Source organism: Micromonospora sp. WMMD964 (assembly GCF_029581455.1).
Classification (GTDB): Bacteria; Actinomycetota; Actinomycetes; order Mycobacteriales; family Micromonosporaceae; genus Micromonospora.
The window spans coordinates 5,725,330-5,741,794 of sequence record NZ_CP120860.1; the positions used below are offsets into that span (position 1 = coordinate 5,725,330).

The 16,465-nt window shown below is 70.8% G+C and carries 13 protein-coding genes; 3 read left to right on the forward strand and 10 right to left on the reverse strand.

Features of this window, described 5'->3' with window-relative positions:
* Positions 1–3: 3 nt before the first annotated feature.
* The 3 genes from O7616_RS26085 to O7616_RS26095 all read right to left on the reverse strand — a co-directional run bounded on the left by O7616_RS26085 (position 4) and on the right by O7616_RS26095 (position 4,237).
* The gene (locus O7616_RS26085; RefSeq protein WP_282304433.1) at positions 4–1,437 is read right to left on the reverse strand and encodes a S1 family peptidase; all 1,434 of its coding nucleotides are present in this window, start codon (positions 1,435–1,437) and stop codon (positions 4–6) included.
* 220 nt (positions 1,438–1,657) lie between these two features.
* Complete coding sequence (locus O7616_RS26090) at positions 1,658–2,251, reverse strand: NTP transferase domain-containing protein (RefSeq protein ID WP_282304435.1); 594 nt, start codon at positions 2,249–2,251, stop codon at positions 1,658–1,660.
* A 276-nt stretch (positions 2,252–2,527) separates the two neighbouring features.
* Positions 2,528–4,237, reverse strand: a complete 1,710-nt coding sequence (locus O7616_RS26095; RefSeq protein WP_282307727.1) for a bifunctional 3'-5' exonuclease/DNA polymerase — start codon at positions 4,235–4,237, stop codon at positions 2,528–2,530.
* 120 nt (positions 4,238–4,357) lie between these two features.
* Here O7616_RS26095 and O7616_RS26100 point away from each other — a divergent pair, with 120 nt between their 5' ends.
* On the forward strand, positions 4,358–6,088 hold the full coding sequence (locus O7616_RS26100; protein ID WP_282307728.1) for an ABC transporter ATP-binding protein: 1,731 nt from the start codon (positions 4,358–4,360) through the stop codon (positions 6,086–6,088).
* 50 nt (positions 6,089–6,138) lie between these two features.
* Entirely contained in the window at positions 6,139–7,836 is a 1,698-nt protein-coding gene (locus tag O7616_RS26105) for an ABC transporter ATP-binding protein (protein WP_282307730.1), read from the forward strand.
* Positions 7,837–7,884: 48 nt separating this feature from the next.
* Here O7616_RS26105 and O7616_RS26110 read toward each other — a convergent pair whose 3' ends face one another.
* The 5 genes from O7616_RS26110 to O7616_RS26130 are packed head-to-tail and all read right to left on the reverse strand — an operon-like array spanning position 7,885 to position 12,965.
* On the reverse strand, positions 7,885–8,841 hold the full coding sequence (locus O7616_RS26110; RefSeq protein ID WP_348773837.1) for a carbohydrate ABC transporter permease: 957 nt from the start codon (positions 8,839–8,841) through the stop codon (positions 7,885–7,887).
* 12 nt (positions 8,842–8,853) lie between these two features.
* Positions 8,854–9,795 carry a sugar ABC transporter permease gene (locus O7616_RS26115; RefSeq protein WP_282304436.1) on the reverse strand — a complete coding sequence of 314 codons (942 nt, stop codon included), beginning with the start codon at positions 9,793–9,795 and terminating at the stop codon, positions 8,854–8,856.
* A gap of 32 nt (positions 9,796–9,827) precedes the next feature.
* On the reverse strand, positions 9,828–11,240 hold the full coding sequence (gene ngcE / locus O7616_RS26120) for an N-acetylglucosamine/diacetylchitobiose ABC transporter substrate-binding protein (protein WP_282257939.1): 1,413 nt from the start codon (positions 11,238–11,240) through the stop codon (positions 9,828–9,830).
* A 25-nt stretch (positions 11,241–11,265) separates the two neighbouring features.
* Positions 11,266–12,015, reverse strand: a complete 750-nt coding sequence (locus O7616_RS26125; RefSeq protein ID WP_091403970.1) for an SIS domain-containing protein — start codon at positions 12,013–12,015, stop codon at positions 11,266–11,268.
* The gene (locus O7616_RS26130; protein WP_282304438.1) at positions 12,012–12,965 is read right to left on the reverse strand and encodes a MurR/RpiR family transcriptional regulator; all 954 of its coding nucleotides are present in this window, start codon (positions 12,963–12,965) and stop codon (positions 12,012–12,014) included. The genes O7616_RS26125 and O7616_RS26130 overlap by 4 nt, the downstream gene beginning before the upstream one ends.
* Positions 12,966–13,171: 206 nt before the next feature.
* On the opposite strand from O7616_RS26130, the gene O7616_RS26135 reads away from it, so the two are divergent.
* Positions 13,172–14,158, forward strand: a complete 987-nt coding sequence (locus O7616_RS26135) for a BadF/BadG/BcrA/BcrD ATPase family protein (protein ID WP_282304439.1) — start codon at positions 13,172–13,174, stop codon at positions 14,156–14,158.
* Positions 14,159–14,624: 466 nt separating this feature from the next.
* Here O7616_RS26135 and O7616_RS26140 read toward each other — a convergent pair whose 3' ends face one another.
* Positions 14,625–15,524 (reverse strand): carbohydrate ABC transporter permease, encoded by a 900-nt coding sequence (locus O7616_RS26140; RefSeq protein ID WP_282304441.1) that lies wholly within the window; start codon positions 15,522–15,524, stop codon positions 14,625–14,627.
* Positions 15,521–16,429, reverse strand: a complete 909-nt coding sequence (locus O7616_RS26145) for a sugar ABC transporter permease (RefSeq protein ID WP_282257935.1) — start codon at positions 16,427–16,429, stop codon at positions 15,521–15,523. The genes O7616_RS26140 and O7616_RS26145 overlap by 4 nt, the downstream gene beginning before the upstream one ends.
* Positions 16,430–16,465: the final 36 nt, after the last annotated feature.

Sequence of the window (16,465 nt, forward strand, 5' to 3'; positions counted from 1 at the left end):
TCATCACGAGGCAGCGGTCGGTAGTCCAGCGAGGTAGCGGGCCGGAAGCACGGTGAGCGGCGCGTCCGCGTACCCGCCCGCGACGATCTCGTTCCACGAGTGGAAGTACTTCTTGGCGCCACCGACGATCAGGTAGACGTCTCCCTGCGGGTTACTCACCATCGTGCCGTCACGGGGAACGTCGGAAACACCAGCCAGGTGCCGAGTGGGCAGAACAGTTCGGGGCCCGCCGTAACCGGTGTCGGTCACCTCCTGCGGGTGACTGAACCAGATCTTCGCCCCACCGGCGAACACGTACACGTTGCCCTGCGGGTCGGACACCAGGGTGCCGTCCCGCGGAGTGGTGGGAACGGTGTCAAGGTAACGGGTGGGCACCATCGTCGGCGACACCCCGCCGTAACCGGTGTCGACAATCTCCTGCGGAGTGCTGAACCAGATCCTCGCACCGCCCGCGATCACGTAGATGCCATGCTGCGGAGCAGACACCACAGTGCCGTTGCGCGGGGCGGTCGGCAGGAGCCCGAACGTGCCGTTCGGAACGTCGGTCCACGAGGTGGTGTAGCCAGTGGCCCTGATCTCGGCGATGTCGTCGAACCAGATGGGCGATCCCCCGGCGATGACGGAGATCGCGCCGGCCGCCTCGCGGTAGAGGGACCCGTCGGCGATCGGGAAGTCGACGATGCTCCTCCGGACCCAGTCGGCGAGGTCGTCGACACGGATCTCGACGGCGCCCTGCCGCGTCTGGGTCTCACCGATGCAGCCGGCCTGCCATGACGACCCGTTGATGGCCACCAACTGAGGGCCGGATTCGAGCTCCCGGAAGGCCGGCCCTCCGCCGTCGCCCTTGCAGATGCTCGCGTTCGCCGGCACCCGGCCCTTCACGTCGAAGGTCGTCGCCGTCTGGTCGGCCCACCATCCCACTGTGAACTGCGCCGTGTGCATCCGGTCCGGCACCCACTCGGTGGCGGTCCGGCCGTAGCCCGCGACGCGGAGCACCTGCCCGTACCGCGGCTCGGCCGGAGCGAGCCTGATCGGCGTGATGCCATCGGCCGGAGTCACCATCCGCGCCAGCACCACGTTTCGATCCGGATGGGGCACCAGCCTGTCGACAGCGGAAACCGTACCGGCGGACGTGCTCAGGCTCGCGCGGCCTACGGTCGCCGTGGTGGACCGTGGCGGTGGCCCCGCGGTCACACTGGACGATCCGAAGCAGCTCTTTGCGGTGATCACCCATTGCGGCGCGACCAGCGCCCCGGAACAGCTGGTGCCATCCGCCTGGCCTGGATCTCCGATGGTCAGTTTGGCGACGAAACGGTATGTGCCGTCAGCGGCTGTGACGCCGACAGCCGACTGCGCCGGCAGCCCTGACGACGTCAAACCCGCCGCCACCAGGACGAGCGATAAACCCGCCCGCCAACCGACTTTGACAAATCTCATGCATCGCCTCTCTGGCACGAACCCGGATTGGCTGTCTGAGGACAGCCACGCGCGCACAGGCAAGCGACAACGGCGATGTCACATCAACCCCCGTGGAAGCGAGACCGCGCAGGGTCAGGCTAGTGGGCGGCAGCTCCCGACACCAGATCGAATTGGCGGAACGGGATTTCGACCGGTCCAGGGGGACAGCGTCGTTCGATCAGTCGAGCGAGACTCGCACCTAGACCCCGACGCGCTGGGGCGGGACGGTGAGCCCGTACAGCTCCATCAGTTCCGGCGTGTCCACCCGGCTGCCGTCGGCCACCGAGTCGCAGGCGATGTCGACGATCTGGTCCTTGTGCGCCAACAGGTACGGCCGCGCGCCGACGTCGGCGCTGGCCAGCGTGGCGATGCCGGGCCAGTGGCGGCGACCGAAGAGCATCGGGTACCCGCGCAACCCGTCGTAGGTGGCACAGACCAGCACGTCCGGGTACGGCAGCGCGGCCACCCGGCTGACGGCCGTGGCGGTCAGACCGGGCATGTCGACCGGGACCACCACCACCGCCTCGATCCCCTCGTCGTCCATGGCGGCCAGGCCGGCCCGGATGGACGAGCCGACTCCGGTGCCCCACGCCTTGTTGATGACGACGGTGGCCCTGCCCAGGTCGGCGGCCTCCTGCACCTGCTCCGCGGCGGCACCCAGCACGACCACGATCCGCTCGCAGCCCGCCTCGGTCATCGTGTCGATCATCTGATTGACCAGGGGCTTGTCCCCCTGGCACAGCAGTGCCTCCGGACCACCGATCCGTCGTCCCCCACCCGCTGCGATGATCATTCCTGCGATCCGGTTCAGCTGCGCCCCCTCAAGCATGGGAGCGACCGCTACCGATCCGCCCCCTCCTACGGACACTGCAACGAGGACGGCCAGCGGGGGGTGGCGGGGCGAAAAGGAGAAATAGCACAACCGTTACGCATCGGAGCACTTGCGGCGGCGGGCGGGCGGCTTGATCGACTTCGGGTCGCCGATATGGCGGTATCCGGGCGGCAGATTGCCACCACATCGCCGAAGTGGAGTCGATCAAAGCGTCCGCGGGCAGGTCGGCGCCGGCGGTCAGGCCGCGTCGGCGTAGCAGTCGACGACTGACAGGTCCAGCGGAAAGCGGACCGGCGTCGCACCGAAGAGCAGCGCCGAGGCCCGCTCGCCGGACCGCGTGACGGCGTCGGTGACCGCTGCCGCCTGCTCGGCGGGAGCGTGCACGATGACCTCGTCGTGCTGGAAGAAGACCAGCTCGGCGTCGGTGCCGGACAACTCCGTCCGCAGCGTGGCCAGCAACGTGGAGGCCCACTCGGCGGCGGTGGCCTGGATGACGAAGTTGCGGGTGAAACGACCCCGGGACCGGGCGGCACGAGCCCGTGGGCTCTGCGGATCGGCCGCCCCCTCCGGGTCGGCTGACGCGTCGTCGAGATCGCCGAAGCCGGCCGAGCCGGGCGGGCACGTCCGCCCCAGCCACGATCGCACCAGCCCACCGGTCTCACCGGTGCGCGCCGCCGCCTCGACGTAGCCGAACGCGGTCGGGTAACTGCGCTTCAGCACCGCCAGGGCGGGCACCGCGGCACCTCCGGTCTGCCCGTACATCGCGCCGAGCAGGGCCACCTTGGCCTTCGCCCGGTCGCCACCGAACGAATCCCGGGCCAACGCGGCGTAGAGGTCGCCGGCTCCACCGGCCGCCGCCAACCGCGCGTCGCCGGAGACCGCTGCCAGCACCCGGGGCTCCAACTGGCCGGCGTCGGCGACCACCAGCCGCCAGCCCGGATCGGCCACCACCGCCCGGCGGATCACCTTCGGGATCTGCAACGCGCCACCGCCCCGGGTGGCCCACCGGCCGGAGACGACCCCGCCCGGCACGTACTCCGGCTGGAAGCGGCCGTCCTGCACCCACTGCTCACGCCAGGCCCAGCCGTGCGCCGTCCAGATCCGGTAGAGCTCCTTGTATTCCAGCACCAGCGGCACCGCCGGATGGTCGACACCGCGCAGCACCCAGGCCCGGGTGTTGGGCAGCTCCACCCCGGCCCGGGCGAACGCCTTCAGCAGCTCCGCCGGGGAGTCGGCGTGCAGGTGGCGTACGCCGAGGGCGTCGGCGATCCGGGCGGCCAACTCGGCGAGGCGGCGTGGCGGGCCACCGACCGGAGACGGGTCACCCAGCAGCTCGTGCAGGATCTCGTCGTGCACGTCGGCCCGCCAGGGTAGCCCGGCGACGCCCATCTCCACCGCGATCAACGCACCGGCGGACTCGGCGGCCACCAGCAACCGGAACCGGCCCGGGTGCTCGGCCCTGCCGACGCGGGCGAGCTGGTCGGCGTACACCTGGGTCAGTGCCTCGATGCCCGGCCCCGGCGGGCCGGGCATCGTGTCGAAGAGCGCGCCCTGGCCGTGCCCGGGTGGCGCGGGGGCGCGCGGCGGCGGGTCGGGCGGCACCGCCGCGCCGTTCAGCCGGGCCCAGGCGGCGGCCAGCGAACGGGGCTCGCCCCAGCGGCCCGCGTGACCGAGCAGCAACGCCTCGGTCAACTCCACGTCGTGGCACCTGTCGACCCGGACGCCGGCGCGCAGCAACGCCGGGTAGACCGACGCGGAGCCGGACCAGACCCAGCGCGGGTGCCCGGCGGCCTCCCGCGCGGCGACGGCGGCCGCCAGATCGGTGACGACCTCGATCGGGCCGGCCGGGCGACCGGCGGGGTCGAGCGGACAGAGCACTCCGCCGCCCCGCTCATCAGCCACCACCGCTACCAGCACGAACGTGATTCTGCCTCTCCCCTGCGACAGGAACGGAGGCGCACCTCACGCGTTTCGGGTCGGTGGGGTGTCGGGCCCGGTCGGTAGCGTGAGCTGGTGCCTCCGCAGATCCCGCACCCCGATCCAGGCACTCCCGACACCCGCGGCCCGATGCGATACCTGTGGTGGCTCACCCGCCGCCAACCCTGGCGGGTGCTACGTGGCAGCCTGCTCGGCACGGCCTGGATGGTCGGGCTCTCGGCCCGGCCCTACCTGATCGCCCGCGCCGTGGACGACGGTCTGCGCGCCCGCGACACCCGGGCGCTGGTGTTCTGGGTCGCGGCGATCGTCGTCGCGGGGGTTGCTCTGTCGTTCCTCGGCACCATGCGGCACCGCACGATGACCTTCATCCGGGAGGACGCCAAGGCCCGCTCCGCCGAGGTCCTGCTGCGCCACCTGTCCCGGATCGGCGCGGTGCTCCCCCGCCGGGTCGCCTCCGGCGAGGTGTCCACCATCGGCGGCTCCGACATCGACTGGACGGCGCAGGTGCTGACGCTGACCGGGCCGGGCGTCGGAGCGGTGGTCGCCTTCGGGGTCATCGCCGTGGTGCTCTGGTCGATCTCGCCGATGCTCGCGCTCTGCGTCCTGGTCGGGGTGCCGGCGGTCGGGCTGGTCGTCGGGCCGCTGCTGCGCCGCCTCGAACAGGCGGAGTCGGTCTACCGCCGCCAGCAGGGCGCACTCACCGCCCGGTCCGGGGACATCGTGGCCGGGCTGCGGGTGCTCGCCGGGGTGGGCGGTCGGGGCCTGTTCGCCGGCCGGTACGCGGCCCGGTCCCAGGAGCTGCGCGTCGAGGGCTACCGGGTGGGCGCGGTCATCAGCTGGATCGACGCGGCGACGGTGGCCATCCCCGGGCTGTTCCTGGCGGCGGTGGTGTGGCTGACGGCCCGGATGGCGGTGACGGGTGACGTCTCGATCGGTGAGCTGGTCGCCGTCTACGGCTATGTGGCGACCCTGATCGTGCCGGTCTGGTTCCTGTTGGAGGGCAGTCACCAGCTGATCCGGGGGCGGGTCGCCGCGCGACGGATCACCGACCTGCTCACGGTGGCCCCGGACGATGTCGGCGGCCCGGGCCGTCGGTGGTCGGGCTCGGTGCCCGAGGCACGCCAGCCGGAAGCCCTGGCGGCGCCGGTCGGCCCCGCCGACCTGCACGACCCGGTGACCGGGCTGACCGTCCGCGCCGGCCGGCTGACCGGAGTGGCGGCCGACGACCCGGCGGCGGCCGTGGCACTGGCCGACCGGCTCGGCCGGTACGTGGTCAGTGACACCACCTGGGGTGGGGTGCCGCTGGCCGGGGTCGCCCTGGACGAGGTCCGCTCCCGGGTCCTGGTCGCCGACCACGACTCGTACCTCTTCGCCGGGACACTGCGCGACATCCTGCGCGGCGGGGCCGAGGACGGTGACGACCGGGTCGGGGCGGCGGTGCGGACCGCCTCCGCCGAGGACGTGGTCGATGCCCTGCCGGCCGGGCTGGACACCCCGATCGACTCCCGGGCCCGGACCCTCTCCGGCGGTCAGCGGCAACGGGTCCGCCTGGCGCGTGCCCTCCTCACCGAACCGGAGGTGCTGATCCTCGTCGACCCGACGTCGGCGGTGGACGCGCACACCGAGGCCCGGATCGCCGAACGGTTGCGGGTCGCGCGGGCCGGGCGGACGACGGTGTTGATCGCCACGTCACCGCTGTTGCTCGGCCGGGCCGACCTGGTCGCGCACCTGAGCGGCGGCCGGATCACCGCCACCGGCAGCCACGCCGACCTGCTGGAATCCGACGCCGACTACCGGCACCTGGTGGCCCGGGGCAGCGACGAGCCCGAGCCCGTCGACACCGAGGAGGCGTACCGGTGAGCCGGCTTCCGGTGGCCGACCGCGGCACGGTACGCCGGGCGTTACGGGACATGCTCAGCCGACACCGGCGCGCGGTCGGGGTCGTGCTGGCGCTGCACGGCGCCGCCGCGGTCGCCGGGCTCGCCCCACCGTGGCTGCTGGGCACCATCGTCGACCGGGTCACCGCGGGCGCGGGGGTGGCCACCGTGGACCGGCTGGCGCTGGCCATCGCCGGCTGCGTCGTGGTCAGCGCGCTGCTCTCCCGGTACGCGCAGTACGCCGGTCACCGTTTCGGTGAGCGTGCCGTCGCGGAGCTACGCGAGGAGTTCGTCTCCCGGACTCTCGGGCTGCCGGTCTCGGTCGTTGAGCGCGCCGGCTCGGGGGACCTGGCCACCCGCAGCTCGGTCGACGTGGCGACGGTCGGCACCACCGTCCGGGACGTGGTGCCCACCATCGTCATCGCCTCGGTGCAGCTGTTGCTGCTGTTCGGCGCGGTCTTCCTGCTGCATCCGCTGCTCGGGCTGGCCGCGCTGGCCGGGCTCCCGTCGATCGTGGCGGTGACCCGCTGGTACCTGCGCCGGGCCGGCTCCGCGTACCTCACCGAGGGTGCGGCGGCAGCCGAGTTGACCGAGACGCTCACCACGACCGCCGAGGGCGCCCGCACGGTCGAGGCGCTGCGCCTCACCGACGACCGGGTCCGGCACGGCACCGACCGGATCAGCCGGGTGTGGCAGGCCCGGCGGGCCACCCTCGCCCTGCGTACGGTGTTCTTCTCGGTCGTCGAGGCCAGCTACCCGCTGCCGATCGCGCTGGTGCTGCTCGTCGGCGGTTACCTGCTCTCCCGGGACGTGGTGTCGCTCGGCGCGGTGGTCGCCGCCGCGCTCTACCTGCAACAGGCGATCGACCCGTTGGACCGGCTGTTGCAGTGGACGGAGCAGGCGCAGCGGGGCTTCGCGTCGTACGCGCGGGTGCTCGGGGTCGGCCTGGTCCCGGCGGAGCCGCCGGGCCGGACGGCCACGTCGCGGGGTGAGCGGCTCGTCGTGCGCGGGGCGCGGTTCTCCTACTCCGGCGGGCCGGACGTGCTGCACGGCATCGACCTGGAGGTGCAGCCCGGCGAGCGGCTGGCCGTCGTCGGCCCGTCGGGGGCCGGCAAGTCCACCCTGGCCCGGCTGCTGGCCGGGATCGACGCGCCCCGACAGGGCGTGGTCAGCATCGGTGGCTGCCCGGTCACCGACCTCGACCCGGCCGAGCGTCGCCGCCGGATCGCCCTGGTCACCCAGGAGCACCACGTCTTCATCGGCTCGGTACGGGACAATCTGGCGTTCGCCGCGCCGGACGCCTCGGACGAGCAGATGCGGGCGGCGCTCGGCACCGTGGGCGCCGACTGGTTCGCCGATTTGCCGGAGGGTCTGGACGCCACGCTCGGCGACGGCGCGCGCCAGCTCGGTGCGGCGGAGGCCCAGCAACTCGCGCTGGCTCGGCTGGTGCTGGCCGACCCGCACACGCTGATCCTCGACGAGGCGACCGCCGCGCTCGATCCGACCACGGCCCGTCGTACCGAGCGGGCACTCGCCGCCGTGCTGGTCGGGCGGACCGTCATCGCGATCGCGCACCGGCTCAACACCGCGCACGACGCCGACCGGGTGGCCGTACTGGCGGACGGCCGGATCACCGAGATCGGCAGTCACGACGACCTGGTCGCGGCCGGCGGGGCGTACGCCGACCTGTGGCGCTCCTGGCACACCCCGGCCGACGAGCACCGGAGATGACGAAAGGGGCCCCTCTCCGGTGAGGGGCCCCTGACGTGCGGTCGATGGTTACTTGCCGACGCCCGCGGTGAGGCCGGACTGCACCTGCCGCTGGAAGATGATGTAGACCACGAGCACCGGAAGCATCGCCATGGTCACCCCGGCGAACAGGCCGGACCAGTCGGACTTGTAGCCCTGGTTGACCGACAGCTCGATCAGGCCCTGGGCGATCACCTGGTTCTTCGGCTCCCCGGCGACCGACTGCATGAGCAGGGTCGGCAGATACCACTGGTTCCACTGACCCAGCACGTTGAAGATGCCGATGCTGATCAGACCGGGCTTCGACATCGGCAGCATGACGCTGAAGAAGAGTCGGCTGTGCGATGCGCCGTCGACCATGGCCGCCTCGGCGATGGTGTTGGGCAGCGTCCGGAAGAACGAGTGCATGAAGAAGACGGTGAACGACAGCGACCAGGCCACGTAGACCAGGATCAGCATGAGGTGCTTGTTCGGGCCCAGCAGCGGGAAGTGGACGCTGGTGTTGTAGACGCCCTTGAACAGCGGCACCGCGGCCAGGTAGATCGGCAGGGTCAGGCCGGAGAGGAACACGTAGTAGATCAGCCGGTTGCCCCGGAACTCGTAGCGGGCCAGCGCGTACGCGGCCATCGAGCCCAGCAGCATGGTCAGGGTGACGCTGCCGGCCAACACCAGCACGGTGTTGAGGAAGAACGACCCGAGGTGCCCCGCGCCCCAGGCTCGGCTGAAGTTGTCCCAGTTGAGCTTGGCCGGGATCAGGGACAGCGGTTGACGGATGACCTCCGAGTCGGTCTTGAGCGCCGACATCACCACCCACAGCAGCGGGTAGATCACCATCACGGCCCACACCAGCAGGAAGAGGTGGGAGAAGCCGTTGAAGAACTTGCCGCCGATCCCGTCCGAGGTGGACCTGCCGCCCTTCCCACCCTCGGGTGCGGTGTCCGGGCTCTGGTCGGGCCGGGTCAGACCATCGTGCGTCGCAGTGCTCATCGTCCAGCCTCCTCAGTACTCGATACGGTCGCGACGGGTGATCCTGAGCTGCGCCGCGGCGAGCAGGATCGTGAAGATCGCCAGGGCGACACCCATCGCGCAGGCGTAACCGAACTGGCCCTTCTGGAACGCGGTGAAGTTGAGCACCGACGCGAAGATCTCACTGGCGTGGTTCGGGCCGCCCTGGCTGGGCGTCATGACGAAGACCAGGGCGTACATGTCCAGTGCGATGAAGCCCAGGTAGACCCAGGCGACCGAGACGGTGTCCCGCAGCAGGGGCAGCGTGATCTTGAAGAAGGTGTGGAACCGGCTGGCCCCGTCGAGGAGGGCCGCCTCGTAGATGTCCTTCGGGATGGACTGCATCGCCGCCGAGAAGAGCACCATGTAGAAGCCGGCACCGCTCCAGACCGCGATCAGCAGCAACCACCAGAGCACCGCCGGCACGCCGAGGAAGGGCTCCGGGTCGGCGGTGAAGGCGATCGGGTTGTCCACGTCGACCAGACCGATTTTGATCAACAGGCCGTTGATCAGGCCCTGGCCGTCGCTGCGGTAGATCTGCTGCCACATGACGGCGATGACCACCAGCGACAGCACCTGCGGGAAGAAGAAGATGATTTTGTAGACCCCGGAGCCGAACACCCCTCGGATGCCGGCCCTGTCCTCGCGTCCGCCCACATTGAGCAGGAACGCGAGGAACAGGGCCAGCGCGATGGTGAACAGCGGCACGGTGATCAGGAAGAAGACGTTGTGCCAGAAGGCCTTCCTGATCAACTCATCCGACAACAGCCGGACGTAGTTGTCCAGACCGACGAAGTTCTGGGTGTCCGAGTAACCACCCCAGTCGGTCAACGAGTATCCCGCCGCCTGCACGAAGGGCCACACCACGTAGAAGAGGTACAGCGCAAGCGGCAAGGCCAGGAAACCCGTGACGAAACGCGCAACACCGTGCCGCATGGTCACTCACTTCTCTAGCTGATCAGGGCCTGTCAGGCGGTACGGGTCTGCTTCTTGACGGAGGAGTCCTTCGCGACCTTGTCCGCGGCCGCCTGCATCTTGTCGACGAACTGCTGCGCGGTGAGACGCCCCGCCATCAGCTCCTCGGACAGGTTCTGGCTCTCCTTGTCCAGGTCGGCGTAGAAGTCCGGGAACTTGACCGAGATCAGGTCCGTGCTGCCGCTCTTCATCAGCGTGTTGGCCGAGGCCAGCGCGGTGTCCTGGACGTTGTCGCCGGAGCCCTTGGTCGAGGCGAGCGACTTGGTCAGCTCCGCGAACTTCGCCGAGCCGGCCTTGGAGAGGATGGCCCGCAGGAACTCCTTCGCGGCCGCCTTGTTCGGCGCCTTGCTCGGCACCACGAAGCCCTCGCCGGACGAGGCGAAGACGTCCTTGGCGGCCTTGTCGCCCGGCTTGGACCAGTAGTCCGACAGGGTCATCTCGAAGCCCGGCGGGATGGTCGCCGACATCTCGTTCTTCAGCCAGGTGCCGACCTGGATGAAGGCGGCCTTGCCGTCGAGCCAGGCCTGCTGCGACTGGGTGTGGTCGAGCTTGCCCGGCAGCAGCAGCTTGTCCTTGACCAGCTTCTCCCACGGCTCCAGCGCCGCGACGATGCCGTCGGCCTTCCAGGCGTTGTCCTTCAGGTTGTCGATGTCGATGATCGGCTGCTTGCCGACGGCCTTCCAGATGCTGGCGAAGAGCGCCCAGCGCGGGTAGTAACCGTGGGCGGCGTCGTGCACGTACGGCGCCATGCCCTTGGCCTTGATCTTCGGCGCGAGGGCGAAGAAGTCGTCCCAGGTGGTCGGCGCCTGCCAGCCCTCACGCTTGAACAGGGCCGCGTTGTACCAGTTGCCCCAGACCGTGTAGGCCACGTTCACCACGTAGAACTTGCCGTTCTGGGTGCCGTCGGTGACCGTGCCCGGCAGCAGCGTGTCGGCGACCGTGCCCTCGCTGTCCCACGCGGGGGCGGTGAGCAGGTCGTCGAGCGGCTCGATCGCACCCTCGTTGATCAGCGTGCTGCGATCCATGATGTCCGCGCCCGAGTTCATCACCAGGTCGCTCGGCTGGGTCGCCATCTTCGGCTGTTCTTCGGTCTTGATCTTCTGGGTGGAGCTCATGTTGACGGTGATGTTCGGGTGCTTGGCGTTGAAGAGGACCTTGTCCTCCTTGGCCCACTGGTCGCCCAGACCGCCGTTGAAGACGACCACCTTGACGGCACTGCCGTCCTTGACGCCGAACGGGTTGTCCTTGCTCTTCGCGGCACCGCTGTCCTCGGACTTGGACGGCTCGCTGCCGGCACAGGCACTCAACAGGCCCGCCGCCGGAACGGCGAGCAGACCGGCCGCCGCGGCGCGCTGCAGCAGGGTCCGACGGTTCAGGTCACCGATGTTCTCGGGGGTATCCGACATCTTCGACTCTCCTTGTGGTGTCGGGTCAGGCGGTTCGCCGGAGACGCCCGGCGTACCGCGACTCGAGGGCGAGGTTGTGCTCGTCCCCGCCGGGGACGTTGGCGGAGAGGTAGATAGGGGGTACCTCCCCGGCCTGGTGGAACCGTCGTACGACCTCCGCGGTCAGCAGCTGCGCCAGCAGCGCCGTGGTGACCGAGGAGACCGCACAGACCGCGCCGCCGCCCTCGAGCGGCAGCAGTGCATCGCCGTACGGCGCGCCGTTGTCCAGCACGACGTCGGCGAGGTCGGCGAGCCGATGCCCGGACGGGTGCCGTGGGGCGACCCGCGCGGTGTGCTCGACCGAGGTGACCGCGATCAACGGGTGACCGCGCTCGGTGACCAGCGCCGCCAGCTCGACCACCGAGCCGTTGATGCCGGATTGGGACGCCACCACGAACACGTCCCGCGGCTGGGGTGCCGCGAGCGCGTAGATCTGGTGGGCGATGGAGGGGTCGCGTTCCAGCTTGGGATCGGCGAGCACGTCACGCGGGGCGTCACCGTGCATCACCAGGTCCCGTACCGACAGCCGGTTGGTGGGGACCAACCCGCCGGCCCGGGCCACCAACTCGGCGGCGAACGCCTCGGAGTGCCCGGCCCCGAACGCCTGGAGCACGCCACCGTCGCGCAGGCTGTCGGCGATCAGGTCGGCGGCCCGGGTGATCCCGTCGGCCTCCGAGTCGAGCAGGCGGTCGAGCACCGGGCGGACCGCGTCCGCGTACCCCTGGGCGCTGATCATGAGAGGCTTCCCTTCGCTGCCTTGTGCCCGTCGACGGCCTGCGCGGTACGCCGGAAGGCCGCGTGCGCGCGGTCGTGGGTCCGCTGGGCGACGGCGATGTAGAGCAGGTCGAGCACGACGAGCTGCGGGTGCCGGGCGGAGAGCGCGTCCGGTCGGAACGTCGTCGCCTGGCTGGCGGTGAGCAGCACGATGTCGGCCAGCTCGGCCAAGGGTGAGCGGGGGAAACCGGTGAGCGCGAGGGTGGTGGCGCCCCGGCTGCCCGCCTCGGCGAGCATCTCGATCGTCTCCCGGGTCTGCCCGGTGTGCGAGATGCCGAGCGCCACGTCCCCGGAGCGCAGCAACGCGGCGCTGGCCAGGCCCTCGTGCACGTCGTTCCACGCCCACGCGGCCACGCCGATGCGGTGCAGGCTGAACTGCATCTCCTCGCCGACCAGCGCGCTGCCGCTGGCACCGAAGATGTTCACCCGGTTGGCGCCCGCGATGGCCACCGCGGCCCGCTCCACCTCGGCGAGGTCGAGCAGGGTGGCCGTGTCGTGCATGGCGCGGGTGTCGGCGGCCATGATCTGGTCGAGCACCCGGGCGAGCGGGTCACTCGGCTGGATCTCGCGTCCGATGTCGACGGTCCAGCCGGCCGAGCGGGCCCGACCGGTCTCGGAGGCGATGCCCAACCGCAGGTCGGCGTACCCTTCGAAGCCCATCGCCCGACAGAAGCGGGTGATGGTGGCCGGTGAGGTCCCGCTGCGCTCGGCCAGCTCCACGATCGTGGATCGGGCGGCGGCCTCCGGGTCGCTGAGCACGTGCTCGGCGACTCGGCGAAGCGCGCCGGTCAGGTCGCCGAGTCCGTTGCGGACGCGGGCCAGCACGCCGCCGGAGGCGGAACTCCGTCGGTCGACCACGTCGGCGTCGACCACCGCGGTCCCCGCGGCGGTGTCCACCTCGTGATCAACCATGGGTCGCCTCACCTTTCCGAAAAGACTGTTAACTGTTAGTGGTAAAAGTTCTTACTGAAGGCCCCTCCGTGTCAAGACTGTGGGCGAAGTTTTCAAACTGTTACCTGGCGCACAGCCCGCCGCGCCCGCCAGATCTTGCCCTCCACGGTGGCGCCGACCAGCATGAACAGTCCCGATCGCCGTCCAGCGCAAGGAGACCCGTGCCGATGTCCGACACCGTCGTGGTCGGCCTCGACGTCGGCGGTACGTCCACCCGGGCGACCGCCCTGACCCTCACCGGCCGACGCGTCGGCAGCGGTCGCGCCGGCGGCGGCAACCCGACCAGTCACGGCGCGGAACGCGCCGCCGTCGAACTGCTGACCGCGCTCCGCGCCGCACTCGTCGACCTCGACCCGGCCCGGGTGGCCGCCGGCACCATCGGGCTGGCCGGAGCGGGCCGACTGCTCGCCGACCCCGCCGGACGAGCCGCCTTCGACCGGGCCTGGCACGACGCCGGCCTGCGCTGCCCGTACGCGGTGCACGGCGACGCCCTGGTCGCCTACGCCTCCGGCACCGCCGCCCCGGACGGAACCGTCCTCATCGCCGGCACCGGGGCGATCACCGCGCAGGTCAGCGACCTGCGCCTCGACCGGATCGCCGACGGTCACGGCTGGCTGCTCGGCGACGCGGGGTCCGGCTTCTGGCTCGGCCGCGAGGCGGTCCGCCGACTGCTCGCCGACCTGGATTCCGGCCACGCCCTAGGCCCGCTGACCACAGCGGTGCTCACCGAACTGCTCGGCAGCGCGGAGGTGGCCGCCCGACCCCGGACCACTGTGGACGCCGCCATCCAGGCCGTGACCCGCCGAGCCCCCGTCGACCTGGCCCGGCTCGCACCGCTCGTCGTCGACGCCGCCACCAACGGCGACCCGGTGGCCACCGCGCTGATCACCGAGGCCGCCGCGCACCTGGCCGACAGCGTGGGCCGCATCCGCCCGGCCGGCGCGGTGACACCTGTCGTGCTCGGCGGCGGACTGCTCACCGCGGACACCCCACTGGCCACCGCCGTCCGGGTGGAGATCGCCCGACAGTGGCCGGACGCCCCCCTACGCACCGCCGGTGACGGGGCGGTCGCCGCCGCCTGGCTGGCCGCCCGCGACCTACCCGAGGTCACCGACCCGGGCGCCCTACACGCCCGCCTCTTCCCCACCACCTGACCACCCGCCCCACGCCCGCCCGCCGGGGCCAAGCCAGGCAGACCAGGCCATGCCAGGCAGGCCACCCCAGGCAGGCCAGGCCAGGCCGAGCCAGGCAGGCCAGGCCAGGCCGAGCCAGGCAGGCCGCACCAGGGCGGGCCGCACCAGGGCGGGCCGCACCAGCACAGACATCGCCTTGCCGGAGCGGGTTGGACCAGGCGCGCCGGATCGGAGCGGGGCGGCAGGCGCGGTGGGCGAACCGGTGCGCACTCCCGATCAAGATCGTGCTCGAACCACGCCGACCCGCCGCCGCACGCCCAAGATCCGCGCACTTTCGGTGAAACTGCTGCCTCGACCCGGGATGAGGCAGCAGTTTCACCGAAGTTGCGCGGATCTTGGGGCGAGGGCGAGGGCGCGAGGCGCGCGAGGCGCTCGGGCGAGGGGGCAGGGGCGGCGGGTGGGCGGCGGGCGGGGCGGGAACGGACCCCTACTTGAGCTGTCCCGCGGTGAGGCCCGCCTGCACCTGGCGCTGGAACGCCACGTAGACCGCGAGGACCGGGAGCACCGCGATGCTCAGCCCGGCGAAGAGCCGGGCATAGTCGCCGGCGTAGCCCTGGCTCACCGACAGCGCGAAGAGCCCCTGCGCCAGCATCCACTTGGAGTCGTCGCCCTGCATGAGTACCTGCGGCAGCAGGAACTGGTTCCAGTGGCTGAGGAAGTTGAAGATCGCGACACTGATCAATCCCGGACGCGCCATCGGCAGCATCACCCGGAAGAAGAGCCGGAAGTGCCCGCAGCCGTCGACCATCGCGGCTTCGGCCACCGTGGTCGGCAGGGTCCGGAAGAACGCGGTCAGGAAGAACACCGTGAACGGCAGCGAATAGGCCGCGTACACCAGGATCAGCCCTTTCCAGGTGCCGAAGAGGCCGGCGTTGCGGACCACGAAGAAGAGCGGCACCAGGGCGAGGAAGACCGGGAACATCAGGCCGCCGACGAACAGGTAGTAGACGACCTGGCGGCCGCGGAACTCGTAGCGGGCGAAGACGTACGCGGCGGTCGCGCCCATCAGCATGGTGAGGGCGACCGAGCCGCTGACCACCACCAGGCTGTTGAGGAAGTACCGGCCGATGTGCGCTCCGGTCCAGGCCCGCGCCCAGTTGTCCAGGTGCAACGTCGCCGGGAGCCCCCAGGGGTCGGCCAGGATCTCACCGTTCGTCTTGAACGAGCTGACGAACATCCACAGCAGCGGGAGTACGGTGAGCAGGCCCCAGAGCAGCAGGAAGCCGTGCGAGAGGGTGTTGCCGAAGCCGAGTTCCCGGCGCACCGGGCGGTCCCGACCGACGGTCGGCGCGGGCACGGGCGTGGTGGGCTGATCAAGAGTGGTCACGAGTACTCGATTCGATCGCGCCGGCCGACCCGCAGCGACAGCACCGCCACCGTGAGGGTCAGGAAGAACATCACCACGCCGATCGCCGAGGCGTAGCCGAACTTGGTCTCGCTACCGAAGGCGGTGTCGTACATCCGTACGCCGATCACGTCGGTGGAGAAGTTCGGGCCTCCGTTGGTCATCAACTGCACGAGGATGAACCCGTCCAGGGCGAAGATGGCCAGATAGACCCAGGCGACCTGGATGGTGTCCCACAGCAGCGGCAGCGTGACCCGGCGCAGTGTGGTGAACCGGGACGCGCCGTCGAGCAGCACCGCCTCGTAGATCTCCTTGGGCACCGCCGACATCGCGGCCCCGAACAGCACCACGTAGAAGCCGACGTTGCTCCAGACCATCACCGCCAGGACGCACCAGAACGCGGTCGCCGGGTCGCCGAGCCAGGTCGGCGCGGGCAGCCCCACCGCGCGCACGAGCCCGCTGAGCAGCCCCTGGTTGGGGTGGTACACCTCCTTCCACAGCAGCGCGATGATCACCACGGAGAGCACCTGTGGGAAGAAGTACACGGTCCGGTAGAGCGCCCCGCCGCGTACCCCGGTCACGCCGGCGCGGCCCTTGCGGCCGCCGAGGGCGAGCATGCTGGCGAAGAAGAGCCCGAGCACGATGGTCAGCACCGGCACCAGGCCCAGCAGGATCGCGTTGTTCTTCAGCGCGTTCCACACGTAGCCGTCGTGCCACAGTGTCCTGAAGTTCGCCAGGCCGACCGGGTTGGCCTCGGCGGAGTAGCCGAGCCAGTCGGTGGTGGAGATCTGGAACGCCTGCAGGTACGGCGAGACGACGAAGAACACGTACAGCAGCACCGGTGGCACCAGGAACACGACGATCAGCGGCCACTTGCCATGTCTCACGAGGAGGACCTCTCCGTTGGGGTACGGCCGGTGGGG